Annotated in this window: 23 protein-coding genes; 13 read left to right on the top strand and 10 right to left on the bottom strand. The window is 45.1% G+C overall.

Features of this window, described 5'->3' with window-relative positions:
* Positions 1–8: 8 nt before the first annotated feature.
* The 3 genes from dltB to HGO97_RS05540 all read right to left on the bottom strand — a co-directional run bounded on the left by dltB (position 9) and on the right by HGO97_RS05540 (position 3,583).
* Entirely contained in the window at positions 9–1,163 is a 1,155-nt protein-coding gene (gene dltB / locus HGO97_RS05550; RefSeq protein ID WP_216240190.1) for a D-alanyl-lipoteichoic acid biosynthesis protein DltB, read from the bottom strand.
* The gene (gene dltA, locus HGO97_RS05545) at positions 1,160–2,749 is read right to left on the bottom strand and encodes a D-alanine--poly(phosphoribitol) ligase subunit DltA (RefSeq protein ID WP_216240189.1); all 1,590 of its coding nucleotides are present in this window, start codon (positions 2,747–2,749) and stop codon (positions 1,160–1,162) included. Before dltA ends, dltB begins: the two co-directional genes overlap by 4 nt.
* 279 nt (positions 2,750–3,028) lie before the next feature.
* Positions 3,029–3,583: a TetR/AcrR family transcriptional regulator C-terminal domain-containing protein gene (locus HGO97_RS05540; RefSeq protein WP_216240187.1), complete on the bottom strand. Its 555-nt coding sequence runs from the start codon at positions 3,581–3,583 to the stop codon at positions 3,029–3,031.
* A gap of 296 nt (positions 3,584–3,879) precedes the next feature.
* Between HGO97_RS05540 and HGO97_RS05535 the strand changes: the two genes are divergently transcribed.
* The gene (locus tag HGO97_RS05535; RefSeq protein WP_216240185.1) at positions 3,880–5,403 is read left to right on the top strand and encodes a DUF5060 domain-containing protein; all 1,524 of its coding nucleotides are present in this window, start codon (positions 3,880–3,882) and stop codon (positions 5,401–5,403) included.
* Between the two features lie 153 nt (positions 5,404–5,556).
* Here HGO97_RS05535 and HGO97_RS05530 read toward each other — a convergent pair whose 3' ends face one another.
* Positions 5,557–6,567, bottom strand: a complete 1,011-nt coding sequence (locus HGO97_RS05530; RefSeq protein ID WP_216240183.1) for a LacI family DNA-binding transcriptional regulator — start codon at positions 6,565–6,567, stop codon at positions 5,557–5,559.
* A gap of 237 nt (positions 6,568–6,804) precedes the next feature.
* Here HGO97_RS05530 and HGO97_RS05525 point away from each other — a divergent pair, with 237 nt between their 5' ends.
* From HGO97_RS05525 to glpK, 4 genes are all read left to right on the top strand, one after another.
* Positions 6,805–8,205 (top strand): L-fucose/L-arabinose isomerase family protein, encoded by a 1,401-nt coding sequence (locus HGO97_RS05525; RefSeq protein WP_216240182.1) that lies wholly within the window; start codon positions 6,805–6,807, stop codon positions 8,203–8,205.
* A gap of 65 nt (positions 8,206–8,270) precedes the next feature.
* Positions 8,271–9,095, top strand: a complete 825-nt coding sequence (locus HGO97_RS05520; protein WP_216240181.1) for a transketolase — start codon at positions 8,271–8,273, stop codon at positions 9,093–9,095.
* Positions 9,095–10,027, top strand: a complete 933-nt coding sequence (locus tag HGO97_RS05515; RefSeq protein WP_216240180.1) for a transketolase family protein — start codon at positions 9,095–9,097, stop codon at positions 10,025–10,027. The genes HGO97_RS05520 and HGO97_RS05515 overlap by 1 nt, the downstream gene beginning before the upstream one ends.
* A 98-nt stretch (positions 10,028–10,125) precedes the next feature.
* A complete protein-coding gene (gene glpK / locus HGO97_RS05510; protein WP_216240179.1) occupies positions 10,126–11,604 on the top strand; it encodes a glycerol kinase GlpK in 1,479 nt (492 codons plus the stop codon).
* Positions 11,605–11,758: 154 nt separating this feature from the next.
* Here glpK and HGO97_RS05505 read toward each other — a convergent pair whose 3' ends face one another.
* The 6 genes from HGO97_RS05505 to HGO97_RS05480 form a co-directional block, all read right to left on the bottom strand.
* Positions 11,759–12,136 carry a helix-turn-helix domain-containing protein gene (locus HGO97_RS05505; RefSeq protein WP_216240178.1) on the bottom strand — a complete coding sequence of 126 codons (378 nt, stop codon included), beginning with the start codon at positions 12,134–12,136 and terminating at the stop codon, positions 11,759–11,761.
* A 162-nt stretch (positions 12,137–12,298) separates the two neighbouring features.
* The gene (locus HGO97_RS05500) at positions 12,299–13,735 is read right to left on the bottom strand and encodes a M20 family peptidase (protein WP_216240177.1); all 1,437 of its coding nucleotides are present in this window, start codon (positions 13,733–13,735) and stop codon (positions 12,299–12,301) included.
* A 28-nt stretch (positions 13,736–13,763) separates the two neighbouring features.
* Positions 13,764–14,429 (bottom strand): hypothetical protein, encoded by a 666-nt coding sequence (locus HGO97_RS05495; protein ID WP_216240175.1) that lies wholly within the window; start codon positions 14,427–14,429, stop codon positions 13,764–13,766.
* A 5-nt stretch (positions 14,430–14,434) separates the two neighbouring features.
* Positions 14,435–15,160, bottom strand: a complete 726-nt coding sequence (locus tag HGO97_RS05490) for a DUF5058 family protein (protein WP_216240174.1) — start codon at positions 15,158–15,160, stop codon at positions 14,435–14,437.
* A 438-nt stretch (positions 15,161–15,598) separates the two neighbouring features.
* Positions 15,599–15,925: a branched-chain amino acid transporter permease gene (locus HGO97_RS05485; protein ID WP_216240173.1), complete on the bottom strand. Its 327-nt coding sequence runs from the start codon at positions 15,923–15,925 to the stop codon at positions 15,599–15,601.
* Positions 15,922–16,608: an AzlC family ABC transporter permease gene (locus tag HGO97_RS05480; RefSeq protein WP_216240260.1), complete on the bottom strand. Its 687-nt coding sequence runs from the start codon at positions 16,606–16,608 to the stop codon at positions 15,922–15,924. The genes HGO97_RS05485 and HGO97_RS05480 overlap by 4 nt, the downstream gene beginning before the upstream one ends.
* Before the next feature lie 157 nt (positions 16,609–16,765).
* On the opposite strand from HGO97_RS05480, the gene HGO97_RS05475 reads away from it, so the two are divergent.
* The 8 genes from HGO97_RS05475 (at position 16,766) to HGO97_RS05440 (ending at position 25,633) form a co-directional block, all read left to right on the top strand.
* Positions 16,766–17,317 carry a helix-turn-helix domain-containing protein gene (locus tag HGO97_RS05475; protein ID WP_216240171.1) on the top strand — a complete coding sequence of 184 codons (552 nt, stop codon included), beginning with the start codon at positions 16,766–16,768 and terminating at the stop codon, positions 17,315–17,317.
* A gap of 169 nt (positions 17,318–17,486) precedes the next feature.
* Positions 17,487–18,347 (top strand): AraC family transcriptional regulator, encoded by an 861-nt coding sequence (locus tag HGO97_RS05470; protein WP_216240169.1) that lies wholly within the window; start codon positions 17,487–17,489, stop codon positions 18,345–18,347.
* 242 nt (positions 18,348–18,589) lie between these two features.
* Positions 18,590–19,948, top strand: a complete 1,359-nt coding sequence (locus HGO97_RS05465; RefSeq protein ID WP_216240167.1) for an MFS transporter — start codon at positions 18,590–18,592, stop codon at positions 19,946–19,948.
* 119 nt (positions 19,949–20,067) lie between these two features.
* Positions 20,068–21,249 carry a glycoside hydrolase family 5 protein gene (locus tag HGO97_RS05460; RefSeq protein WP_216240166.1) on the top strand — a complete coding sequence of 394 codons (1,182 nt, stop codon included), beginning with the start codon at positions 20,068–20,070 and terminating at the stop codon, positions 21,247–21,249.
* Positions 21,250–21,326: 77 nt separating this feature from the next.
* Positions 21,327–22,973 (top strand): glycoside hydrolase family 43 protein, encoded by a 1,647-nt coding sequence (locus HGO97_RS05455; protein WP_216240165.1) that lies wholly within the window; start codon positions 21,327–21,329, stop codon positions 22,971–22,973.
* A gap of 230 nt (positions 22,974–23,203) precedes the next feature.
* Positions 23,204–24,355 carry a double-cubane-cluster-containing anaerobic reductase gene (locus tag HGO97_RS05450; RefSeq protein ID WP_216240164.1) on the top strand — a complete coding sequence of 384 codons (1,152 nt, stop codon included), beginning with the start codon at positions 23,204–23,206 and terminating at the stop codon, positions 24,353–24,355.
* A 13-nt stretch (positions 24,356–24,368) separates the two neighbouring features.
* Positions 24,369–25,142 carry an acyl-CoA dehydratase activase gene (locus HGO97_RS05445; RefSeq protein WP_216240163.1) on the top strand — a complete coding sequence of 258 codons (774 nt, stop codon included), beginning with the start codon at positions 24,369–24,371 and terminating at the stop codon, positions 25,140–25,142.
* Complete coding sequence (locus HGO97_RS05440; protein WP_216240162.1) at positions 25,139–25,633, top strand: C-GCAxxG-C-C family protein; 495 nt, start codon at positions 25,139–25,141, stop codon at positions 25,631–25,633. The genes HGO97_RS05445 and HGO97_RS05440 overlap by 4 nt, the downstream gene beginning before the upstream one ends.
* Positions 25,634–25,636 lie beyond the last annotated feature (3 nt).

Here is a 25,636-nt window from a genome sequence, read left to right as displayed (position 1 = left end):
TATTTAATTTATTGAAGCATCAGTAGAAATCTCCCCGAAAAGATGTAGAAGCCGAACATGACGGCCTGCATCGTAATGAACCAGGAAATAATCTGATACCAAAGCTTTTTTTTATGTTTCTTGTAAAATTTACTTTTCTTTTGATAGATTTCGGTCCCTGCCAACAAGGTGCCATGGTAGAGTCCATATAATATGTAGGATAGTGTGAGCCCATGCCAACACCCCATGACCAGCATATTGACAAGAAATCCCACGGCAGCGCCGGTAAGCCTTGTCTTGAACCATTTCTTTTTGATGGATGTCATCATAAATCTTGAAAAGATAAAATCCCGGAACCAATGGGAAAGCGTAATGTGCCACCTATCCCAAAAATCCTTGATATCTTTACTGATGAACGGATAGCGGAAGTTGTCCGGGACACATACGCCCAGCATATATCCTGTTCCCACTGCCATCAGGGAGTATCCTGCAAAGTCGAAGAACATATTCAGCCCATAGCAATAGGCATAACCGATATTGGCGTACCATGCGGTTCCATAGGCTGCGGAATCCATCCATTTACCGAAGGCGCCTGCCAGGATAAACTTGTAGACCATTCCAAGCAGGATCTTCATCAGTCCATCTCCGACAAGGTTCAAATATTCACTTCGGCTCCATACCTTGATATAATCATCATGGTAACGTCTGCTCCGGTCAATCGGACCGGAGCTGACGGATGGGAAAAAGAGCAGAAAGCTCAGCGTTTCTACAAAAGAGACCTCGTGGATGACCCCGTCATAGATTTCAATGATCATCTGGACGATACGGAAGGTCAGGTAAGAGATTCCTAAAAATCCGAACCAGCTTAATTGAAACAAGCCGCTTATTTTATTTCCAACAAGAGGTAGAATCGTAAGAAGCACAAATAGATGATAAATCCAGGATTTACGCCCATAAGCTGTACGGAGATGCAGGTAAAGCTTGACCACTGCAATCTCTGCAAGCACAAAGAGTGACAAGTAGAATAGCTGTATAGGGGTGTCCTTTAAAACGGCAGTCACAAGTGCAGCGGATAAAAACAGGGTATAATACCGCAGTGGTTTTTCTAATATTCCAAGTATTACGGCTGGTATAAGTCCGAGGAGAAGCCAGCCGAAAAAGGTGAAATCACCGAAAAAAGTCACGTCGTTTCCCCTCCCAGCCTTTTCCGGTCAGCCTTCCCATTGACTGTCATGGGTATCTGTTCCAGGAAATGTATTTTCTTAGGAATCATATAATCCGGAAGAAATTGTTTCATTTCTTCTTTTAGCTTTTTTGCAGTCTTAAGACGGTTCTCTATCAGGCCTTCATAGACCAGATGGGCAGTCAGGCTTTTTACTTTTCCCTCCTGGATATTGGGAGTGACCACTACGTTTTTGACATCCGCAAGCTTTTGGATATTTTGTTCAATATCCTCCAGCTCGATGCGGTATCCGTGAAGCTTGATCTGAAGGTCAATGCGTCCCTGATAATAGAGCATTCCACCTTTGAGATATCCACAGTCTCCGGTCAAGTAACCGCGGATGGTCTGTCCATCACGTTCGCATTGGAAGAAGGACTTTTGGGTCTGCTCAGGAAGCTGATAGTAACCCGTACTTATGGTGTTCCCGAGAAGAACAATCTCACCGTTCGTTCCTTCTGGGACAGGGTGTCCCTGCTCATCCCAGATTTCGATGAGGGAACCCAGCTTGACTCTTCCGACAGGAAGGACGGGCTCGTTATCCAAAAGCTCCTTGGTAATTGTTACTTCGGTCAATGCTACGGTGGATTCTGTGGGACCATATGTATTGATGATCTTGCCTTTCGGGAAACGTTCCAGAAGCTGTCTTGCTGTGTGGTTCGTGAGCGTCTCTCCACAGAAGAGAAAAAGTCTTAAGTCGGGCATCAGTTCCCCACAAAAATAGGGGTCGGCCAAGCACATATCGGCAAAAGATGGAGTTGACACCCAAATTTGTGCATGTGATTTTCGAAGCGAATCAAGGAGCCACTTATAATCGGACTGTGTCTCTTTATTCAGTGTCCAGAGCGTTCCACCGCAGGCCAGACAGGTATATAGGTCCATGACGGAAAGGTCAAAGGAGAAGGGGGCCTGATTTAGGAAAACGGCTCCTGTTTTTTCCTGTGACGGGTATCCGAGTCCAGCGGACCAGTCAAGGAAATTCGAGAGGCATTCCGCTGAAATCTGTACTCCTTTTGGAGTGCCTGTACTTCCTGATGTAAAGATAATATAAAAGGTATCATTTCCTGTTACAGGAAATAATTCTTTGTCTTTGTGATCATAGAATGCTTCCATGCTGCTGGAAGCCGTATTGACATCGGATTTGCCTGTTATAATGGACTGTATTTTATCTTGGTTTAAAATGACTGGAGAAACAGTCTGAAAAATCTCTTCAGGTGTGCTGCCTGGATTGGTACCAGGGCATAGTATCAGGGGCGGATTGACCGTTTCCGCAATCTTCTGGACTCTCTGTGCCGGCACACTGATATCAATAGGACAGTACGCATGTCCAGCCTTTACGCAGGCAAGAAAGCAGACCAGCATGAGAGCTTCTTTATGTCCGTATACAATAATGGGGACCTTATGATTCTCACAATTGGATGCAATCCAGTGTGCAAGAGCTGTAGAATAGGTGTCCAGATTCCGGTAAGTCAGGACATCGCCGTCTGATATAATAGCAGCCTGGTCTGGTGCAGACCAGGCGTATGATTCAATTGTTTTTAAAATATCCATTGATTTCCTCACCTCTTTTATCTTATGAAGTACCCTCTAAAAACAAGAGAAATATTGCCAAATCCATCCTTGGCTTTCAGGCTGGAAATCATTTCTGAATATTTGGCATTTGAAAAGTATAGCATATAATTATTAAGAATTTATTTAGAGCATCGTTTCTTTTTCTAAAAAAATTATATAAATTCCCGAAAATTAAAAATAAGTCCCTTAAAAATCACAGAACCCTTTTAAGAAGTAAAAAGGATTCTGTGAGAGGTTCAATATGAAAAAAAGCTTGTTCTAGTTTCCGTCTGCAATCCAGGTATCTCTGAGATAGTCCGGCATGGCCTCATAAAAGATGTCAGCCATCTCTTCTGGCGCCAGAACATCCATATCGTTGAGCCATTCCTGTAAGATTCCGACACAGCCATGGCAGTAATGGCTGATGGTATAACGGTCACGTATGGTAAGCTCGGTCTGCCCGGTAGTTGTTAGATAGCATTTTTCTACAATACCAAAAGAATAGGAATATAAAAAGCCTGAGTGGGCATTCTGCCCGGAGGAACGGAAGGCCCGGCGGTAATATCGGGAATCCTCTGAGATGCCGATAAACATATTTAATAGGAATTCTTTCCAGTTCCGGCAGACTCTTTGTCCGATCAGACGATCGGCCAGAGCCATGGAATTAAAGTTCAGGACGTCATATTTGTCATGGAAATGACGGTAAAAGGTAGATTTCGAAACACGGCTCTGCTGGATGATCATTTCTACTGTGATTTTCTCAAAAGGGGTATGGTTCAGTAATTCGTTGAATGCATGAAAGATACGCTGTTTGGTGTAGGAATTGTGATTCATGGCGGCCTCCCAAGGACTGTTATTCGATGTGATTCTTCTTAAATTATAGGTGAAATAAAAGATTATGTAAATAAAATTATTGGAAATATTTACGGAAAAAAGAGAAAGTAAAAACCGAAATTAAGTAAAAATTAAGTAAAATCTACTTAAGTAGAGATTGAAGTTAAGGCATTCAAACAGTATACTACTTAATAATTACTATAATTCCATTTGGCAGATAGAAAATTTTATTTCCATTTGGGAGAATCAGGGATGAATAAACAATGTTTTAAGATGAATCAGAAAACGGAGGGCATATGATGAAGTGTTATGAAATGTTCGAACTTAAGTTGAACGGAGATGAGCCAGAGGGATCCTGGGCGGAAGTGGATTTAAAGGCAACCTTTGAGTGCGGAGATGAGAAGAGGACAGTGAAGGGTTTTTATGATGGAGACGGAGTCTATAAGATCAGGTTTCTTCCACAAAAAACAGGAATCTATCATTGGAAAGCAGAAGGAATTGTACAAGCAGAGGGACAAGAAGAATGTACAGCATCCAAAAAGAGCCATGGTATGGTGAAGGCTGTGGGAACTCATTTTGAATATGAGGATGGGACAAAGTACCTTCCTTTCGGAACAACTATTTATGCGTTTGCACATCAGAGTGAGAATATCATTGAGCAGACGATGGAATCACTTTCGAAAGCACCATTTAATAAAATCAGACACTGTATTTTCCCAAAGCATTACGATTATAATCATAATGATCCTAAGCTCTATCCATTTGAGAAGGATGAGGAGGGAAAATGGGATGTGCATCGCCCTTGCCTTTCTTACTGGACACATTTTGAGGACATTGTTACTAGGCTGGGAGAGATGGGCATTGAGACAGATATGATTCTGTTCCACGCATACGACCGCTGGGGATTTGCTTTCCTTAGTATGGAAGAATGCAAAGTCTACCTTGAATATGTGGTGCGCAGACTTGCAGCTTATCCGTATATTTGGTGGAGTATGGCGAATGAATATGATATTATGTTCAACCATACGATCGAGGATTGGTATGAGTTCGAACGGATCATCACAGAGGAAGATCCATATCATCATTTGTTGAGCAACCATAATTGTATGAAACTTTATGATTTCTCAAGACCAGCAGTGACTCATTGCTGTGTTCAGACGATTGCAATGTACAAGGCAGGGGAATGGCAGAAACGCTATCAGAAGCCTGTTGTGTATGATGAGTGCTGCTATGAGGGAGACCTGCAGCATGAGTGGGGCAATATTTCAGGCTTCGAAATGGTCAACCGTTTTTGGAGTGCCTGCGCAATGGGTGCTTATGTGACACATGGGGAGACATTTTTAGATGAAAATGATGTCCTGTGGTGGGCAAAGGGCGGCAAATTGAAGGGAGAAAGTCCGAAACGAATTGCGTTCCTGAAAGAAATTCTGTATGATCTGCCGTCTTATTTGACACCTTGGGATGAGCCGATCTGGGAAGATTTTTCCAATGCTACGGAGGAGAAAAAAGACGGGGATCAGGAAGACCCATTTTTCCATCTGATGAACTCTCTGGAAGGTGAAAATTTGGAAATTATTCAAATGAAAAGCGCACAGTTCTGCGGATGCTGTGGGGATGACGTGTTCCTGAAATACTATGCGAGACAGTGCGCGAGAGTATCTTCCATCCATCTTCCGAAGGACAAGGACAAAAAATACCGCATTGAGATAATCGACGTGTGGAACATGACCAGAGAGATTCTGATTCAAGAAGCGAGCGGGACGACAGAACTTAAGCTTCCGGGAAAAGAGGGAATTGCAGTGCTGGCGACACGTATTTAACTGTACTCTTGTAATTCCAGAACAAAATGGGCTATAATAAAAATCTCCCATACTAATTGGTGCGGCGTTAAGTATGCTGCGCTAATTGGTATGGGAGATTTTTATTGTTTAAGTTCCCTGTTTTTTGGCTGTTCAAAGGATTTTCCATCCGGTTTATGAAACAGAATTCCTCTCTATCAGTTGTGTCGCAATCTCAATCTTAACCGGCTTGGTCCCCTTTTCATTCAGTATTGTAATCAGCCTTCGCGCGGCCATTTCTCCCATATACTGTTTGGGGACATGTATGGTAGTCAGTGAGGGCTCGATGATACGGCTCAAGGGGATGTTATCGAATCCGACAATGGCAATATCATCAGGGATTGCATATCCGTATTCCTTCAGTGCCTTCATCGCTCCGACTGCTATCAGGTCATTGTCGGCAAAATAACAGGGAGCCAATTCCTCTCCATTTTCCAAAATCTCTCTCATATCCGCATAAGCGCCGTCGATGGACGGGGTAAGGGAGTGTACGATGCTTTTTGATGAGGCCATTCCATAGGATCGTACCGCCTTAAAAAATCCAGAGTTGCGTTCTGCAAAGTTCCCGATGGGATAGGAGGATTTTAAATATCCGGGTTGTTTTTTTGTCTTTTTGATCAGATGGCTTGCGGCCAGATAGGCTCCCTGGACATTATTGATCAAAACATAATTACAATCTACTGTCTCAAAATAGGTATCCAGGAGAACGAATGGAATCGGAAGCTTATTGAATATCTTTAAATCCTCGGGAGTCATCTCGGTTCCCAAAAGTACGATTCCGACACAGTCTGAATACTGAATCTCCTCCAACTGTTCTTCCACATCCCCTTCATCCCCGTAAATATAGCTGATCTTTACTTTATACCCAGATTCTTTACAGCCGAGCACGATTCCATCGGATAATTCGGAAAAGAAAGGGGTATCAGCCACAACGGCACCATGCTTTTTGTACAGCACAAAATAAATATTCCCGGTGACGCTGTGCTTATCGGATATTCGTGAGAAGTCATAGCCATATTCTACAGCGGCATCCATGACCAGCTTGCGTGTGGCGGTGCTCACGCCTGGCTTATGATTCAGAGCCATGGAGACAGCGGCAGCAGAAAGATTCAGTTTTTTAGCGAGTTCTTTTGCGGTGATTGTCATAAGAAAACTCCTTTACTCTTCAATATTAATATTTATCGATAGTTTCATTATGGACCCTGCTCTTAATTATTTCAATGATTAAGTTGAAAATTAAGTGAATTGTACTAAATAATTGGATGAAATTAAGAAAAATGAATTATATACTGCACTTAACAGGAAGAAAACAATGGTGTCAGGCAGAAGTCATGGCTGACAGACGAGGAAAGATACCTATATGAATACGAGGAGGAATTGGATATGAAAAAAATTAAGCTGGGTTTTGCCCCCACAAGGAGAAGTATCTTTAGTGCGCCGGATGCGGTTAAGTTCAGGGGATTGACCGCAAAGCGTCTGGAAGAACTGGGGATTGATTTTGTAGATATTACGGACATCAATGAGGAAGGTCTTCTGTATGATGATCAGGATGTGGAGAAGATCGCGGCCAAGTTCAAAGCCGAGGGAGTGGACGGCCTGATGCTGCCACATTGCAACTTCGGTACCGAATATGTCTGTGCAAGACTGGCGAAAATGCTGAATGTCCCGGTTCTTCTCTGGGGACCGTTAGATGAGCGCCCGGAACCGGATGGAACTAGATTACGTGATACCCAGTGCGGGCTGTTCGCAACAGGAAAGGTGTTGAGAAGATTCCAGATTCCATTTACATATCTGACCAATTGCCGTTTGAATGACCCTGTGTTTGAGCGCGGCGTCAGAGACTTCCTGGCAGTCTGCAACGTGGTAAAGACTTTCCGCAACATCCGCATCTTACAGATTTCCACAAGACCGTTCGATTTCTGGACCACTATGTGCAATGAGGGAGAGCTGCTGGAGAAATTCAATGTACAGCTTGCCCCGGTACCGATGACAGAGCTGGTCGAGGAAGTAAAGGCTGTCAAAGCAGAGAAGACAGAGCTTACAGCAATGATCGCATATATTAATGAGACGATGGAAGTGAAGATTGAACCACATCAGGTGGAAAATGTAGCCGCTCTTGCCGTTGCGATGAAACATCTGGTCACGAAATATGGCTGTCAGGCAGCAGCAATCCAGTGCTGGAACGCATTACAGACAGAGTTAGGCGTGATGCCGTGTGCGGCCAATGCCATTTTGAATGAAGAAGGAATCCCGGTTGTCTGCGAGACAGATATCCATGGTGCAATCACCGCATTAATGGTAGAGGCGGCAGGCATGGATGAAGCGAGAGGATTTTTCGCAGACTGGACCATCCGCCATCCGGACATCGAGAACGGGGAACTTCTGCAGCACTGCGGACCATGGCCGGTATCCGTGGCAAAAGAAAAACCGGAGCTTACTTACCCGCTGGCATTTGAGCATCCGGGTAGCCTGACCGCGGAAGCAAAACATGGGGATGTGACACTCTGCCGTTTTGACGGGGATAACGGAGAATACTCTCTGCTTCTTGGCAGGGCAAAAGGGGTGGACGGACCGAAGGGCATGGGAACCTATCTCTGGGTAGAGGTGGAGAACATCAAACGTCTGGAAGCGAAGATTGTAGAGGGACCTTACATCCATCACTGTGTGGGAATCCACAGAGATATTGTCCCGGTACTCTACGAGGCATGCAAATATATCGGCGTGAAACCGGATCTGTATGACCCAATCGAAGAAGAGGTAAAGGCATACCTCAGGGGCGAGTGATCAGGCATATGTAACATGGGTACCCACTGATAAAGTGTGAGACAGGAAGGAAAGGTGGAAATAGAATGAAGTTAAAAGCGTTGGCATACAAATTGAGACAGGATACCGTGGATCTGATCCGTGCCGGAAAAGCCGGGCATATCGGCGGAGACATGAGTGTCATGGAGATTCTGGTGGAGCTGTATTTTGACCAGATGAATATCAGTCCGGAGAACATGAATTCCCCGGAACGGGATCTCTTTGTTATGAGTAAGGGGCACTCGGTGGAGGCATATTATTCCGTGCTGGCCGAAAAAGGATTTTTCCCGAAGGATCAGTTACATAAAGAATTTAGCCAGTTCGGATCTAAATTTATCGGACATCCGAACAATAAACTGCCGGGAATCGAGATGAATTCCGGGTCCCTCGGACATGGACTTCCGGTCTGTGTCGGCATGGCGAAAGCGGGAAAAATGGATGGAAGACCTTACCGGGTCTATACCGTAATGGGTGACGGTGAGCTGGCAGAAGGCTCTGTGTGGGAAGGTGCGATGGCGGCAAGCCATTACAAACTGGATAACCTCTGTGCGGTTGTCGACAGGAACCGTCTGCAGATTTCCGGGAATACAGAGGATGTGATGGCACACGATGACCTGCATGAGAGATTCAGAAGCTTCGGCTGGCATGTGATCGATTTGGCTGACGGAAATAATATTGATGAATTGAAGGCGGCCTTCGAGGAGGCTAAAACAGTGAAGGGAAAACCGACGGTCCTGATTGCCAACACGGTGAAGGGAAAAGGTTCTTCTGTCATGGAAAATAAGGCATCCTGGCATCATAAAGTGCCGACAGATGAGGAGTATACACAGATCATGAAGGATCTGGAAATGGCAAAGGAGGCTTACAGATAATGGGAAAGACAGCAAATAAGCAGATGATTTGTGAAGTATTGATGGAGCATGCCGCGCAGGATAAAAGTATCGTGGCGTTATGCAGCGATTCCAGAGGAAGCGGCTCCTTTACCCCGTTTGCAGAGACCTATCCCGGGCAGTTCGTGGAGACCGGAATCGCAGAGCAGAACCTGGTCAGTATCGCGGCAGGGCTTGCAAAATGCGGCAAGAAGTCCTATGCAGTCTCTCCGGCCTGCTTTTTATCTACGAGAAGCTACGAGCAGTGCAAGGTAGATGTGGCATATTCCAACACCAATGTGAAGCTGATCGGAATCAGCGGCGGGGTCAGCTATGGCGCGCTGGGCATGAGCCACCATTCCGCTCAGGATATTGCGGCGATGAGCGCAATCCCGAATATGCGTGTCTATATCCCAAGTGATGCTTACCAGACGAAAGACCTGACAGAGGCATTGTTAGAAGATGAGAAGCCGGCTTATATCCGCGTGGGGCGAAATGCAGTGGACCCGGTCTATGAGGAAGGTCAGGTGCCGTTCGTGATGGATCAGGCAACTGTCGTCAAAGAGGGAGAAGATGCGGCAATCATTGCCTGCGGTGAGATGGTAAAACCGGCAAAAGACGCGGCAGAACTTCTGGCTTTGGAAGGAATCCATGTGACCGTGATCGATATGTACTGTGTGAAACCTCTGGATCAGGAGACCGTGATCAAAGCGGCTTCAAAGGTGAAAGGCATTGTGACTGTGGAGGAACATGCGCCATTCGGCGGACTGGGCTCTATGGTGTCACAGGTGGTGGCAGCCAACTGTCCGAAGAAGGTCCTGAATATGTCACTGCCGGATGCACCAGTGATTACGGGGACTTCACGGGAAGTATTTGACTATTACGGGTTAAACGCCAAGGGAATTGCAGATAAAGTAAGAGAAGTAATTGCGTAAAAAGAAACGCGTAAATAGAGAAGTTTACATAGAGAAGCGTAAATAGAGAAGCTTACGTAGAAAAGCAGAAGATGGTGTACGAGTACAGGAGGCATAACATGCAGGAGCAATATATCATCAGTATCGATCAGAGTACACAGGGCACAAAGGCTCTGTTGTTTGACGGGACAGGAAAATTACAGAACCGTTCGGACCTTCCCCACCGCCAGATCGTCAATGAGAGCGGCTGGGTCTCCCATGATCCGGAGGAAATCTATCACAATACTATCCGGGTCGTGCAGGATCTCCTGGAGAAGTCCGGGATCGACCGGAAAAAAGTAGCAGGAGTGGGGATCAGCAATCAGCGTGAGACCTCCCTTGCTTGGGATTTTGTGACCGGGAAACCGGTAGTAGATGCGATTGTCTGGCAGTGTGCACGGGCTGCAGCCATTTGCGAAAGCGTAGAAAACGCGGGATATGAAGAGTGGATTCGTGAGTATACTGGGCTGAAGCTTTCCCCATATTTTCCGGCAGCTAAGTTCGCATGGATTTTGGAAAATGTGGATGGAGCACGGGAAAAGGCTGACCGAAAGGAACTATGTCTGGGAACTGTGGATACATGGCTGATCTATAAGCTGACCGGGGGGAAATCCTTTAAAACTGATTATTCGAATGCATCCAGAACACAGCTATTCAATATACATACTCTTACTTGGGATAAAAAAATCTGTGAGATATTCGGAATCCCGACAGACTGCCTTGCTAAGGTGTGCGATTCTGACAGTTGCTTCGGCATGACAGATTTTGGCAGCGTGCTGCCTCATGAAGTCCCGATTCATGGAGTGCTGGGGGATTCACACGGAGCCTTATTCGGGCAGGGCTGTCTGCGTCCGGGAATGATGAAGACGACTTATGGTACTGGTTCTTCTATCATGATGAATACAGGAGAGCAGCCTGTCATGAGCACTCATGGGGTCGTGACTTCTCTGGCCTGGAAGATGAAGGGAAAAGTGAATTACGTACTGGAAGGCAATATCAACTACACGGGTGCTGTCATTAGCTGGCTTAAAGATGAAGTCCAATTGATCAGTTCTCCGGGAGAGACACAAAGCCTGTGCCTTGAGGCGGAGCAGGATGACGATTTGTATTTTGTCCCTGCATTTACCGGGCTTGGAGCTCCCTACTGGAACAGCCATGCAAAGGGAAGCTTAAGCGGGATCACCAGGACGACCAGACGGGCGGAAATCGTGCGGGCATGCACGGAATGCATCGCTTATCAGATCAGGGATATCGTACAGGCCATGAGCCAAGACGCAGGGCTGGATGCAGTGGAGCTCAGAGTGGACGGCGGTCCGACAAGAAATCAGTATCTCATGCAGTTCCAGAGCGATATCCTGGATGCGGACGTACTGGTGCCGGATGCGGAAGAACTGTCCGGGATCGGGGCAGCTTATGCGGCGGGAATTGCACTTGGAGTATATTCGGATGACGTGTTCGGGCAGATGAGAAGGACACGGTACAATCCCAAGATGGATGAAGAGCGGAGACAGAAGAAAATCAAAGGGTGGAACGAGGCCGTGGGGGCAGTTATAGGATAAATGACCGAGAGGATGCGAGGTCATTCTTTCCATTTTCAGGGGATATCTGGTAGTCATGATATCCCCTCTTTTTAAATTTTATTTCGCTGCTTTTCGTCCGGCACATGCCTGGCAGCCCAGATTCTTCTATTGTGAAGCAGGTGGTAAATTTCCTTTAAAGTAGAAATGCGATTCCGGCAATAATGGCAATCACAAGAAGAAAAACGCCTGCTCCGATCAGATATCTTTTTGTGGTGCTCATCTGATGAACCTGATCCAGGATTTCCGTAACCTCCGCGGACATATCCGTTCCGGCTTTGGAGTTGTGCTGTGAATAAATATCCATTGGATCCGTTTCTTTTCCTTTTAATAAGTAGTCTGTGGTAACTCCGAAAATCTCGCTCAGACGAATGATTTTTTCACTGTCCGGCAGAGTCTGGTCTGTCTCCCATTTTGAAACGGCCTGTCTTGTTACGTTCATCAGAGAAGCGAGTTCTTCCTGAGAAATTCCTTTTACATTTCTTAAATGAATCAGTTGTTTTGATACGCTCATATGTAAGTCCTCCTTCATATTTCAGTCGTCCCTGACTGTACCTAAATCATAGTCTTTCCTCTGGTTGCAAACCACCTACCGTACACACTCAATCAGGCAACTTAGAGTTGCAGGACCTTGAAATATAGCGTTTTTATGGCATTTCTCATAAGAAAACACAAGTTAACACTTCTGCATGAGCCGTACATAGAATTCCACTGTCTTCACGAGCGTCTCAATCGGCACCCGTTCGTTATTACCGTGTATCATGCCGCGTTCTTCCTTCGAAAGCTTCATTGCTGAGAACTTATACACCCGGTCCGTGATCCTACAGTAATGCCAGGAATCGCTGCAGGCCATCATCAAATACGGAGCTACAATGGCTTCGGTCCAGGTATCGGAAACTGCCTGGCAGAGGCGTTTGTATTCCTCGCAGTCTGTATCTGATTCTGTGGAAGGATTCCTGCCCTCGTATACGGTAACCTCGATGTTCGGATTATGGATCGTGCTTTCGAGATAATCTATTGCCGATTCTACGGTATCTTTTCCAAGGAGCCGGAGGTTCATTCCCACGGATGCTTTTGGTGGGATGACATTAAAGGCCTTGCCGCCTTCCATCTTGGTCATGGCGCAGGTAGTGCGCATCATGGCGTTGAGTTCCCCGCCGGAGGAACGGCAGATCTTATCGAACAGCCCCTCAAAACACCATAGGTTTGCGAAAATCAGCTTATATGTGAAACTAGAATATCTTCCCAGCGTATCCAGCATTTCTTTGACAGGTTTCGTGAGCTGGCGGGGGAAGGGGTGATTTTCCACTTCTGTGACTGCCTGTGCCAGCTCCCCGACAATCGTATGTACCGGAGGCATGGAGGCATGGCCGCCGCCGCTTTTGGCGTGGAATTCGATGTTGGTCAGCCCTTTTTCCGCAATCCCGATCAGGGCACATTCACGGTCTACCCCAGGGAATACATTTTCCACCACCGCGCCGCCTTCGTCTACAACAAGTGCAGGGCGGATGCCGCGTTTCTCGAATAAATCCACAATCGCAGGGCAGGATGGTCCGTTGATTTCTTCCTGTCCGGAAAAGGCAAAGTAGATGTCATTCTCTGGCTGGAATCCTTCCGAGATCAGTTTTTCCGCCGCTTCCATGATCCCGCATAAGGTTCCCTTCGTATCCAGCGTTCCGCGGCCCCAGAGAACGCCGTCCTCTATGACACCGTCAAAGGCAGGCTTCTCCCACTGGGACTCTTCGATGGGAACGACATCGTAATGGGACATCAGGACAACCGGAGCATCCTTACTTTTCCCTTTCCAGCAGTACAGGATTCCAGTCTCTCCTACGAATTCCCGTGAACAGATCTCATGGAGACGTGGAAAAAGCTGAGGGAGCAGGTTCTGAAATTTGGTAAACTCTTCCCTGTCGATTAAGGTGGGATCATTATAGGAAATGGTCTTACAGCGAATCATCTCTACCATATCCTTCACGATTTTTTCAGAATCCAGCGTCACCGCCTCACCGGACGGCTTGTATTCCTCTTTTGGAGTAAAGGACAATGCCCGGATAACGAGCACGGCCAAAAAAAGAATAATCAGAACCAATATAATCCATACAATCATCATAATGCACCTCCTGTTGGATGAGTAATTACTATAGTTTTCCTTTTTTATATAAAATCCTTGCCCCGCCGATTGCAATCAGTGCGCCGACCGGAACCAGAACACCTACGGAGCTGGAAAGGGAAGGTGCAATCAGGAAAAGGACCACCATAAAGACAAGTGGGGCAATGGAAATCTTCCAGTTCTTGCTTACATAGACAACCGCAAGACCTCCGAAGAGGGAAGGCAGAATGTTGTCAAATGCAGGTTTTAAAACAGGTGAGTTCAAGATCGGTGTCAATGGAACCAATAATGCAACCCCTATGGCGATAATCACGGTTGTTACGATAGAAGAGGTGGCAATCGCTATGGTAGAGACGACCTCGCCTTCCTCTGTGCCTGGCTTCACGTTCATATTCTCCATGGCAGTCAGGGCGGCAGGAACCTTTAAGTTCGTCAGGTTGCCTGTTACAAAAGCCAGGTAGGAGCCGGCCGTGCCAAGCATGGGGACGAAGGTCAGCACTTCAATCAGCCCTACTGTCCAGAAAATAGGCGCAACACCTAAAAGCCCTTTCAAAACAGGAGTAAAGCCCGGCCATGCGTCATAATAGATACAGGCCGCAATGGGGAATGAGAAAATCAAGACCAGTGCTGTCAGAATCCAGATCCGGCCGAAAAGGTGTGTCCTGTCCTCGTAAGAATAATTCTGTATTTTCATAACGATCAACCTCCTATCAATGGTGTAAGGAATACAGCAAAGACCATGGCTCCGAGCATACTGATGGGCAGCGCATAATTTTCCAGCCATTTCAGATTGCATTTTTTAATGAGCAGTCCGCAGATTCCCATCAGAAGCGCGGAAAACAGCAGAATAAAAATCGGAATCCAGCCCTTTAAGCCTGAACGGATATCTGCAAAGACCATCCCCAGGAATGCGGAAATCATTCCGAGGAACAGTGCCGTCATCATAATATCGCCCCATTTGCTGTCTTTGTCCTTGATTTTCATAAGGCCGCCCTGAATCTTGCGGATAAACAGCGGGACCCAGATCAATCCAGGAAAAATGCCGAGTGTCATGACCCAGGCGATAGCTGTATACACCTTAGGGTCCGTGACTGTCTCTGACAGTACGACATGTAAAGCATTCGCGGTGGTGGTAGCGGCCGGAAGTTCGTATGTAATGGCCCCGATTACGCTGAGACGGAGCCAGGGCAGCGGAAGCCCAAGGAACTTCGATAGTGTGATGACTCCGAGTAGAATGGATACGGCCGGTGCAAAGGTAAAGACGGCGGTGGAAATGATGGTCTGGCGAATCTTCGCCATATCCATGCCGAGGGTCTTGCCTCTTTTGTATGCCCGGACCAGAAAAAATAGCGACTGACAGATCACAAACAGAATGATGATGCCTGCCAGTATGAATAAAAAAGTGCTGCTGGGATTAAAACTCATGTTTCTCCTCCTTTTCCTGTAAAGACGCTAAATAGCCTGATGTGCATTTGAAGCCTTTATATGACGTGAAACTCTGGGGCATTTAGTGTGTTTAGAATAGTGTACTGACGCGTTGACAATGTAATGTCTAGTTTACTATATATTGTACCATGGATTCAGGGGAAATGGCAGTGATAATACGTAATACAGTTCAGGGATTGCTTGAAGCCGCAGTTTTCCATTCTTCGGATCAATATAAAAAAAGAGCCGATAACCACAACTTGTTTTGTGGGTTATCGGCTCTACGTCTCTGTGTCTGGCTCTTTAACGGACTTAACTTCCAAATCAAGCACACTTTTGGCCGGACGCATAAGACTGCCTCAACCGCTAATGCGTGTTTCCACAGGGCCGGAGTAAATCAATACAGCAATTTGACATTTACACACCCAAAGGGCAATACTATTGAAAACAGGTTTGCACCAAAACCATGTATAGGAGCGTACCTGCCCCAATACTCAGAAGAGTGTTCTTTTTCCATTTATGGAGAATAACGATAAACCCAATCGCCACCAATTCGGGCAGTCCATGAAATGGGGAGTATATGGCATCTTTCAAACAATATACGACAAGTAGTCCTATAACAGCATAAGGGAGAACCGTTCCCAAATATGTAATGTATGGCGGCGGAGTTTTTCCCTCCGGGAAAATTAGGAATGGAAGAAATCTTGTTAGCATAGTACCCAGTACAACAACTAAAATTGTAACTATTCCTTGAGCAGTTGTCATTGTTCCGCCTCCTTCATGTATTTCTTTTTGGTTAGTGTAAAGCATAGCACTATTAGAGCCATCGCCGGTAATATGAAGAGTTCACTACCAAAAAGCAACAGACAGATCAAAGTACAGCCAAGCCCAGTATAAGCGGGACGATGACTTTTGTTTTCTTCCCATTGATTGATGAACATGACAACAAATAACGCTGTCATAACAAACTCAATTCCCTTAGTATTGAAGTGAATGACATATCCCAAAAGTGCGCCCAAGGTTGCCCCGCAAACCCAATAAATTTGATTGAGAGCTGTTACAAAAAACATGAACCAGCCCTTGTCTATATCTGGGGGCGGTGTCACGGTGCAGTTGATTGTAAATGACTCATCGCACATCCCGTAAATCAGATAAAGTTTTTTCCAACCGACATTTTTATATTTTTCCAACATGGAGAGCCCATAAAATAGATGACGAGCATTTACCATCAATGTGAGGAAAAATGCGTATAGAGGATTAAAAGCTGACAGCAGCAAATTCACAGTGACAAATTCCATAGAACCGGCAAAAATAAAAAAACTCATTAACATTGGATAAACAAAGGAGAAACCTTTACTTTTCATAAGGAACCCGTAGGACATTCCCAGGAAAAGGAATCCAATACAAATTGGTATTGTATAAGGCAAGGCGGCCTTAAATGCTTTCATTTTCATTTGCTTTAGCTCCTTATAGTTCTTGATTTTCCGCCAAAAGTCCTCTATAATATTCTGTATTATAGTAGACAACTGTTTGATATACCGAACATGGTGTGTTTTATATTTTACAACTGTTCGATTTATCTGTCAAGTGGCGGGAGGAAATTTTATGGAGCTTGGGAAAATCATAGCGATAAATCTAAATGAATTAAGAACAGAACGGAACCTAACACTGGGCCAATTATCAAAAATTTCTGGAATAAGTAAGGCTATGCTATCCGATATAGAAAAAGGAAACAGTAATCCAACAATCAATACTCTTTGGAAAATTGCAAATGGATTGAATGTACCATATACAAGATTGATGGAGGGGATAGAGAAAGAGGCAACTGTTATCCGCAAATCGGAGCCAACGGTTCAAACTGGCGAAACAGATCATTATCGTATCTATTGCTATTTCACAAATACCCCTGTCCGAAACTTCGAATTGTTCTATGTAGAACTGGATGCACATTCGTCCAACGCGACTATCGGACATTCGGAAAAGGCACAGGAATATATCTACGTTATCCAAGGTGCGCTCGTTCTTCAGACTGAGATGGGGAATCATTTACTAAATGCAGGTGATGCCCTCGTTTTTGACTCGTCTATCAGACATACCTATATCAATAATCAGGACACGCTTCTTACTTTTATTGTTATAAACTACTATCCGAACTAATCTACTCTGGAGACTATGATCGTCTAAAAATCAAAGGGCGCGCAAAAACACTGCCCCTTGTCTAGAAGTTCCGGACACACGCATATAAACACCATCAGATTGATTTATTATACCATGAAGGCTCTTCTTTATAGAATTGAAATCTTGTGATAAACTGATAAAAAGATAAATGAAGCGTAAAGAGGTGAGACCGCTTATGGAACAATACCGACATGAATTTATAGATAAAAATGAGATGTTAGACCTCCATCTGGACTTTTTCATAGACCCGGGACAGACGGTTATCAACAAGCATTTTCACGACTGGATTGAGATCATCTATCTGACCCACGGGGATCTGGAAATACAAGTGAATAATAAGACGACCCAGCTTAAGGTCAATGATTTTGTCGTTATAAATCCCATGAGTATCCACTCGACGAGATGCATGGGCGGGAATACAGCAATTCTTCTACAGATACCGATTTCGTTTCTGGAGAAGTTCATGCCGGATATCCGGGATTACTCTTTTTGTGTGGATCTGGAGTCAAAGGATCCGAAGGTACAGACGAAGCTGGCGAATATCCGCAGTACGCTGCAGGATCTCTGGATCAATTATGAGTTTCAGGTGGAAGGTTATGTATTCCGCTGTTACAGCCTGATCTTTGAGATTATCTATATTCTGGTCCATTCTTTTTCTTATAAGGTAGACAGAAAAGAGCGTCAGAAGAATGAGAAGAATCTGGAACGGATCCAGACGATTATTGAGTATGTGGAGGAGCACTACCAGGAGCCAATCTCCATTCCGGAGATTGCAGGGCTGGTAGGGCTGAATGAGATTTATTTTTCCAGGTTTTTTAAGAACAATATGGGGATGACATTTCTGGAGTATCTGAATATGGTACGTCTGGAAAAGATTTATGTGGATCTGCTGAATACGAATATGCCAATCAAAGATATTCAGGAGAAACACGGGTTTTATAATGATAAGGTCTTCCGCAGGATGTTCAAGGAAGTGTATGGGTGTACACCGAGAGAAGCTCGCAAATAATAAGAATTGTTAACCGATACAGGGAAACACAATAGCAGGTCGATACTTAAAAAGTTAGTATCGACCTGTTTTTTCGTTTGTATAAATCCTTTTATTGCGGGAAATAAATTGCTAGAATATAACCATCAAAGGAATCACGACAGAACGGGCCCAAGAGAAAAAGATTCCTTCCGGTAACCGCTCAGACAGGCATATTTGCCTGACTGAGAAACAGATGAGAGGATCAAGGAGGATTGTTTTAAATGGAACAGGTAAAGAAAAAAGGATTATCCATTTTTGAGCGTTTTGCGTTTGGATGTGGGGATGCAGGCTGCAACATTATATATACAGCAATGACAGGTTTTCTGCTTCTGTACTATACAGATTATGCGGGCGTGAATGCAGGGGCAGTCGGTATCATTATGCTGGTGTCACGTATTTTCGACGGGATCAGTGATCTGATTATGGGAAATATCGTAGACAGGACGCATTCGAAGTTTGGAAAGGCGAGACCGTGGATTCTCAGGATGTGTATTCCATTTGCACTGGCAGGAGTGCTTTTGTTTTCCGTGCCGACGAGCTGGGCTTCCAACGCAAAGTTAGTGTACGTGTTCATTACATATAACCTGGTGTCTACTGTGATCTACACGGCGATCAACGTACCATATTCTTCACTGAACGCACTGATGACGCAGGACCCATACGAGAGAAGTGTACTGAGTGTATTCCGGAATCTGCTTGCAACGGCGGGGTCCCTTTTCATCAATACCTATACATTGAAGTTTGTAGAATTTTTCGGAGATAATGCGGCAGCATGGAGCAAGACGTTCGGCGTATTTGGGCTGATTTCAGTGATTCTGTTCCTGATCAACTTTGCAGGCTGCAAGGAGCGTGTAAAACCGGCAGTCAAAGATGGTGAAGAAAGAAATGTTCCAATCAAAGAGGGATTTATCTCACTGATCAAAAATAAATACTGGATCATCGTGACAATCATGCTGGCTCTGATTTTTATTGCCATGGCTCTGTACGGCGGTGCGACAGTCTACTTTGCAAAGGCAGTGCTGGGAGATAAGAACCTGGTGGCTCCGATTGGAAATGCAGTATATATTGCACAGATCGTGACGATGTTCATTGTTGCTTTCTTCATCAAAAGAATGGGAAAACGAAACGTCATGATTATCGGATGTATCCTGAGTATCATCGGTTTTGGCCTGATGCTTATGACAGATAATTATGCATTGATCATCGCATGCAGCGTTCTTCGAGGTGTTGCATCAGCATGCACGGGTGCTACCATGTGGGCAATGGTTTCCGATACCATCGATTATGGCGAGTGGAAGACAGGAAACCGTACAGAAGGGCTTGTCAACAGTGCGTGCAGCTTTGGCTATAAGATCGGAAACGGACTTGGCTCTGCAATCCTGGGCGGAATTATTTCCATGGGAGGTTATGTGGATTCCGCGACAGTACAGTCAGCGGGCGCAATTTTCTCTGTAAAGCTGGCGTTTGCAATCATCCCAATCGTGATTTACGCTGTGATTATCATCCTGCTCCAGGGATATAAGCTGGATAAGGAATTCGACGGAATCATCGAAGATTTAAAGAAGAGAGCAGAAGGCTAGGGAATAGAGATACGGAAATAGAGATTCGGATATAGAAGTTAAAATATAAAGATTTAGGTATAAAGCTTCAGATATAAAGGTTAGGATATCAAAGTTCGGATATATAGGAGAGGAAAATCATGTATATAAAAGGTGTGAATCTGGGAAACTGGCTTGTACTGGAAAAATGGATGAGCCCGGCTTTGTTCGAGGGAACGACTGCGGAAGATGAGTATTATCTTCCGCGGCAGCTTTCAAAAGAAGTCTATGAGGCGCGGATCAAAGTGCACCGCAGTGAATACATTACCGAGAGAGATTTTGCGATTATCAAGTCTTATGGAATGAATGCGGTGCGGATTCCGGTTCCGTACTTTATCTTCGGAGACTGTGAGCCATTCATCGGCTGTATCGGGGAACTGGATAAGGCGATGAACTGGGCAGAAAAGTATGGATTGAAAGTGCTGATCGACCTGCATACGGTTCCGGGCAGCCAGAATGGTTTTGATAATGGAGGGCTTTCCGGGGTGTGTAAATGGGCGCAGCAGGAGGAAAGTGTAGAGTTTACCTTAAATGTGCTGGAAAAGCTGTCTGAAAGATATGCGCATGCAGAAAGCCTCTGGGGAATCGAAATTGTCAATGAACCGCTGACAAAAGCGGCGTGGGATACATTCAATATTATGGAGCGTTACAAGGCAGTTGATCCTGAGATGGCAGCAGGCAGTGCCCCGGTGGAACTGGATTTTCTGAAAGATTTTTACGTGAAGGCTTATCGTAGAATGAGGAAATATCTGTCCGAGGAGAAGGTGATCGTGTTCCATGATGGATTTGATATCTATGCGTGGAAGGATTTTATGAGGGAAGAGGAGTTTAAAAATGTTGTTCTGGATACGCACCAGTATCTTATGATGGCAGAGAGTGACGGCTGCCCCCAGGAAAAAGAAGCTTATGTGGAATATATCCAGAAACATTATGAGACGGCCGTGGAGGAGATGCAGCAGTATTTCCCGGTGATCTGCGGGGAGTGGTGCCTCTTCAATTCCCAGGCCTGCGGATGTGATACAAAAGGCGGGCAGTCCGTGCTCAATGGCATCGAAGGGGCGCAGACAGAAGCATACAGCGAAGAAGAGAAAAAGGACATCTATCAGGCAGTCTCAGAGGCACAGCTTCGGGCATGGCACAAAGGCAGCGGGTATTTCTACTGGAATTATAAGCTGCTTCTGGATACGGTCAATGAAAATGGCTGGATCGGCTGGGATGCATGGGACTTTGGAAAATGTGTCGCTCATGGCTGGTTTCAGGACGAGATAGAGGAACAAAATTAGAATAGAGAAAAAAGAGGATGACAAAGTGGTAAAACGGACGATAGACGGCCGTTTAAGTAAAACTAGGAGGCATTGTTATGATTAAGAATCCAATTTTACCGGGATTCAACCCTGACCCGTGTATTTGCAGAAAAGGGGACGACTACTATCTGGCGGTCTCAACATTCGAGTGGTTTCCGGGAATCCCAGTCTATCATTCCAGAGACTTAAAGAACTGGGAATTATATACACATGTGTTAACAGATGATGTGAAGGTAGATCTGAAAAAGTTGCCGTCAGCAAAGGGAATCTGGGCACCATGTCTGACATACTGTGAGCAGGATGATTTATTTTATGTAGTGTATGGTGTCATGAATTCTATGAATGCAAGATATTTTGATGTTGACAATTTTGTCATCACGGCAAAGGATATCAAAGGTCCTTGGAGTGAACCGGTGTATCTCCATTCTTCTGGCTTTGATGCCTCTCTGTTTCATGATGATGACGGGAGAAAATGGGTGGTATCCCTGGAATGGGAGACAAGGGAAGGATATGAGAAGCCGGGGGCCATCTGTATGGTGGAGTATTCTCCAGAACAAAAAAGCATTGTCGGCTATCCAAAGAGAGTCTGGAACGGTGGTACAGACCGGGGGTGTATTGAAGCACCGCATCTGACGAAACGAGGAAATTACTATTACATTATGTGTGCAGAAGGTGGGACGGGATATAACCACTGTGTTACCATGGGACGGGCAGAGCATGTCTGGGGACCGTACGAGAAGGACCCAATGAATCCAATCGTGACCTCTGTACCGGGCGATTCTTATGAACGCCATGATCCAGATCATTTAAAGCCGAAATACTATAATCCAGAGTCAGTTCTGCAGAAATCAGGACATGGAAGCTATGTGGAGACACAAAAAGGGGAAGTTTATCTTGTGCATCTGACTTCCAGGCCCTTTGCCCCGGAATTGCGCTGTACACTGGGGCGTGAAACTGCAATTCAAAAGATGGTGTGGACAGAGGATGACTGGCTTAGAATGGCGGATGGAAGTAATCTGGCTAAACTAGAGGTGCAGGAGGCGGACCTTGAGGAATGCCCGATGCCGCAGATTCCTGATTTCGACGATTTTGACCGGGGGGAGCTTGGAAATTGGTATTATGCACCAAGAATCATGCCTCAGTCCTTTGCAGATGTGAAGGCAAGGCCCGGATATGTGAGAATCAGAGGCCAGGAGTCCAGAACTTCGTTAAATAAGGTCAGTATACTTGCCAGAAAACTGACCAGTGTATATGCTAAGATTACAACTAAAATGGAATTTAAGCCGGAAGTACATCAGCACAGTGCAGGATTGATTCTATATTATGACAATATGAATTATATCAACCTGCGGAAATATTACAGCGAGACATTGGGACAGAGCGCACTTTCCATCATCCATCTGGAAAATGGAGAGAAGACGGAATTTTTAAATACCAGGATTCCGGTGGAGGATGTACCAATTTACTTAAGACTAGAGATAAAAGGAAGACAGTCCTGGTTCGAATGGAGTTATGACGGGGAAAAGTATGAGCGGATCGGACGCATTTTCGATACCACAAAATTTTCGGATGAATACTGCAAATATGGAGAATTTACGGGTACTATGGTCGGTCTTACCTGTGCCGACCGAGTGAAGCATCAGCATTATGCAGATTTTGACTTTTTTGAATATGTGGCAGATGAGACAAAAGAAGTAGAATAGAGAGAATGTAAAGCAGCCAGGACAAAAAGTGTCCTGCTGCTTTTTATCTATGCAGTATAAAGAATTCGTTATATAGAAAATTTCCAATATATAGAAATCACCTATAAATCTCTGCTTATATTATGTTTATTGATTAGTGCTTCCGGGCGGACAATGATAAAATATAGACATGCTGTACCCGGGCGGCATCGCGGCACCGGGGCAAGAAGAAATTAATTGGAGGAAACAAAATGGAAGTAATCAAAGATCTGCCAGAGGTATTCGAGGAGTTTGCCGAGCAACGCAAAAATTCATTTCTAGCAGTTAAGCAGTTGAAAGAAAAAGGAATACCGATCGTAGGTGCATACTGTACCTATTTTCCACAGGAAATTGCAATGGCGATGGGGGCTGCCACAGTGGGCCTGTGTTCTACATCTGACGAGACGATTCCAGTAGCGGAGAGAGATCTGCCGAAGAACTTATGTCCGCTGATTAAGTCCAGTTATGGATTTGCAATCACAGACAAATGTCCATTCTTCTATTTTTCAGATGTAGTCGTAGGAGAGACTACATGTGACGGAAAAAAGAAAATGTATGAATACATGTCTGAGTTCAAGGATGTATTTATTATGGAACTTCCGAATAGCCAGAGAGAGGAAAGTCTGAAGCTGTGGAAGAGCGAGATCATCCGTTTCAAAGAATATCTGGAAAAGAAGTTTGATGTGGAAATCACAGAAGACCAGATTCGGGAGGCAATTAAGGTAAATAATGCAGGCAGACGTTCTCTTAAGAGACTGTATGAGGTGATGAGACATGATCCAGCGCCGATTAAGGGACATGATCTATTCAAGGTTCTCTATGGAAGTACTTTTAAGTTCGACAGAAGTGCGATTCCGGCAGAGGTGGATGCACTTGTGGATAAGATTGAAAAAGAGTATGCAGAAGGTGTTATGCAGGAGAAAAAGCCTCGTATTCTTGTGACAGGATGTCCAATCGGGGGTGCTACCGAGAAGGTCATCAAGGCAATCGAGGAGAATGGCGGTATCGTAGTAACCTATGAAAGCTGCAGTGGAGCAAAATCAATTGATAAGCTGGTAGATGAGGAGAATCCAGATGTATATGATGCACTGGCACAAAGATATCTGGAAATTGGATGTTCTGTCATGACTCCAAATCCGAACCGTCTGGAGCTGCTGGGCAGATTGATGGATGAATATCAGGTGGACGGTGTAATTGAAATGCTGCTCCAGGCATGCCATACATATGGAGTGGAATCACGGGGAATCCGCAAGTTTGTGAATGAGGAGAGAGGAATTCCATATATGAGTGTGGAGACGGATTATTCACAGGCTGATATCGGACAGCTCAATACAAGGATTGCAGCCTTTATCGAGATGTTATAGAAGGGTGAAAATCATGGATTATGTAGGAATTGATATAGGATCTACCGCGTCAAAGGTCGTAGCAAGAGGAAGCCGGGATTTTCACTTTACTCTGCCGACCGGATGGAACAGTAAGGAAACGGCACTGATAATCAGGGACAGGCTGTTAGAGGCGGGAATCGATGTCGGATCAGAGGCAACAAAGACAATCGCAACCGGTTATGGGCGTGTGGCAGTAGATTTTGCGGATTATGTCGTAACAGAAATTACATGCCATGCCAGAGGCGGCATCGAATTTGCCGGAAAAGACTGTGCAATTATTGACGTAGGCGGACAGGATACAAAGGTAATCCTCGTAAACCAGGGGATGGTCCAGGATTTCCTGATGAATGATAAGTGTTCTGCAGGGACGGGCAAGTTTTTGGAGATTATGGCGAACCGTCTTGGAATTACATTGCAGGAATTATTTGATATGGCGGCACAGGGAGAGGTGCTGCCGATTAGTTCCCTATGTACTGTTTTTGCAGAGTCTGAGATTATCAGTTATATCGGAGAAGGCAGAAAAAGAGAGGACATTGCTGCGGGCGTTGTAGATTCGGTGGCATCTAAGGTCGCACAGATGGCTCTAAGGCGTGAGCTTCCTGAGAAAATCATGCTGACCGGAGGGTTAAGCGGAAGTACTTATTTTGCAAAAATATTATCAGAAAAGATCGGGAGAAAAGTGCAGAATGCAGAGTACGGCAGATATGCCGGAGCGCTCGGAGCTTCGATCCTGGCAGAAGAAAAGACAAGGAGAAGACAGAAATGAACATTAAAAGAGAAGTAAGTGTAAATAAGGTAAAAAAAGATGCAGAGGAATCTTTTGGTGGATACTACTGCTGTGAGGCAGTGATGGCTTCCATCAGAGACAATTTTGAACTGGATGTGCCGAAAGAGGTAATCGCAATGTCAACGGGAATGGCAGTCGGTGCAGGAAAATCTGGCTGTATGTGTGGTGCATTAAATGGGGGTATCCTGGCATTAGGTATGCTGTTCGGAAGAACGGAGAAAAATGGCCCGACAGATCCACAGGCAGTGAAATGTATGGAACTGACGAATGAGCTTCATGCATGGTTTAAAGAAGCAACCGGGAAAAATTCCGTCTGCTGCCGTGTACTGACCAGAGAGTTTGATACCAGAAATGGAGAACATGCAGCACAGTGTGCACGCTTTACCGGGCTCTGTGCACAGAAGGTGGCAGAGATCATCATCCGTGAGATGGGACTTACCAATACTGACAATATGGCAGAAGAGGCATAGTAA

It is taken from the genome of Faecalicatena faecalis (assembly GCF_012524165.2).
In the GTDB taxonomy this organism is placed as follows: domain Bacteria; phylum Bacillota; class Clostridia; order Lachnospirales; family Lachnospiraceae; genus Faecalicatena_A; species Faecalicatena_A faecalis.
Note: the sequence above shows the minus strand (reverse complement) of the source record. Positions and strands in the feature narration are given on the sequence as shown.

Excerpts from the sequence above, each read along its gene's own strand:
- dltA (WP_216240189.1), bottom strand. The coding sequence starts at position 2,749 with ATGGATATTTTAAAAACAATTGAATCATACGCCTGGTCTGCACCAGAC.
- HGO97_RS05540 (WP_216240187.1), bottom strand. The coding sequence starts at position 3,583 with ATGAATCACAATTCCTACACCAAACAGCGTATCTTTCATGCATTCAAC.
- HGO97_RS05535 (WP_216240185.1), top strand. The coding sequence starts at position 3,880 with ATGATGAAGTGTTATGAAATGTTCGAACTTAAGTTGAACGGAGATGAG.
- HGO97_RS05530 (WP_216240183.1), bottom strand. The coding sequence starts at position 6,567 with ATGACAATCACCGCAAAAGAACTCGCTAAAAAACTGAATCTTTCTGCT.
- HGO97_RS05525 (WP_216240182.1), top strand. The coding sequence starts at position 6,805 with ATGAAAAAAATTAAGCTGGGTTTTGCCCCCACAAGGAGAAGTATCTTT.
- HGO97_RS05520 (WP_216240181.1), top strand. The coding sequence starts at position 8,271 with ATGAAGTTAAAAGCGTTGGCATACAAATTGAGACAGGATACCGTGGAT.
- HGO97_RS05515 (WP_216240180.1), top strand. The coding sequence starts at position 9,095 with ATGGGAAAGACAGCAAATAAGCAGATGATTTGTGAAGTATTGATGGAG.
- glpK (WP_216240179.1), top strand. The coding sequence starts at position 10,126 with ATGCAGGAGCAATATATCATCAGTATCGATCAGAGTACACAGGGCACA.
- HGO97_RS05505 (WP_216240178.1), bottom strand. The coding sequence starts at position 12,136 with ATGAGCGTATCAAAACAACTGATTCATTTAAGAAATGTAAAAGGAATT.
- HGO97_RS05500 (WP_216240177.1), bottom strand. The coding sequence starts at position 13,735 with ATGATGATTGTATGGATTATATTGGTTCTGATTATTCTTTTTTTGGCC.
- HGO97_RS05495 (WP_216240175.1), bottom strand. The coding sequence starts at position 14,429 with ATGAAAATACAGAATTATTCTTACGAGGACAGGACACACCTTTTCGGC.
- HGO97_RS05490 (WP_216240174.1), bottom strand. The coding sequence starts at position 15,160 with ATGAGTTTTAATCCCAGCAGCACTTTTTTATTCATACTGGCAGGCATC.
- HGO97_RS05485 (WP_216240173.1), bottom strand. The coding sequence starts at position 15,925 with ATGACAACTGCTCAAGGAATAGTTACAATTTTAGTTGTTGTACTGGGT.
- HGO97_RS05480 (WP_216240260.1), bottom strand. The coding sequence starts at position 16,608 with ATGAAAGCATTTAAGGCCGCCTTGCCTTATACAATACCAATTTGTATT.
- HGO97_RS05475 (WP_216240171.1), top strand. The coding sequence starts at position 16,766 with ATGGAGCTTGGGAAAATCATAGCGATAAATCTAAATGAATTAAGAACA.
- HGO97_RS05470 (WP_216240169.1), top strand. The coding sequence starts at position 17,487 with ATGAAGCGTAAAGAGGTGAGACCGCTTATGGAACAATACCGACATGAA.
- HGO97_RS05465 (WP_216240167.1), top strand. The coding sequence starts at position 18,590 with ATGGAACAGGTAAAGAAAAAAGGATTATCCATTTTTGAGCGTTTTGCG.
- HGO97_RS05460 (WP_216240166.1), top strand. The coding sequence starts at position 20,068 with ATGTATATAAAAGGTGTGAATCTGGGAAACTGGCTTGTACTGGAAAAA.
- HGO97_RS05455 (WP_216240165.1), top strand. The coding sequence starts at position 21,327 with ATGATTAAGAATCCAATTTTACCGGGATTCAACCCTGACCCGTGTATT.
- HGO97_RS05450 (WP_216240164.1), top strand. The coding sequence starts at position 23,204 with ATGGAAGTAATCAAAGATCTGCCAGAGGTATTCGAGGAGTTTGCCGAG.
- HGO97_RS05445 (WP_216240163.1), top strand. The coding sequence starts at position 24,369 with ATGGATTATGTAGGAATTGATATAGGATCTACCGCGTCAAAGGTCGTA.
- HGO97_RS05440 (WP_216240162.1), top strand. The coding sequence starts at position 25,139 with ATGAACATTAAAAGAGAAGTAAGTGTAAATAAGGTAAAAAAAGATGCA.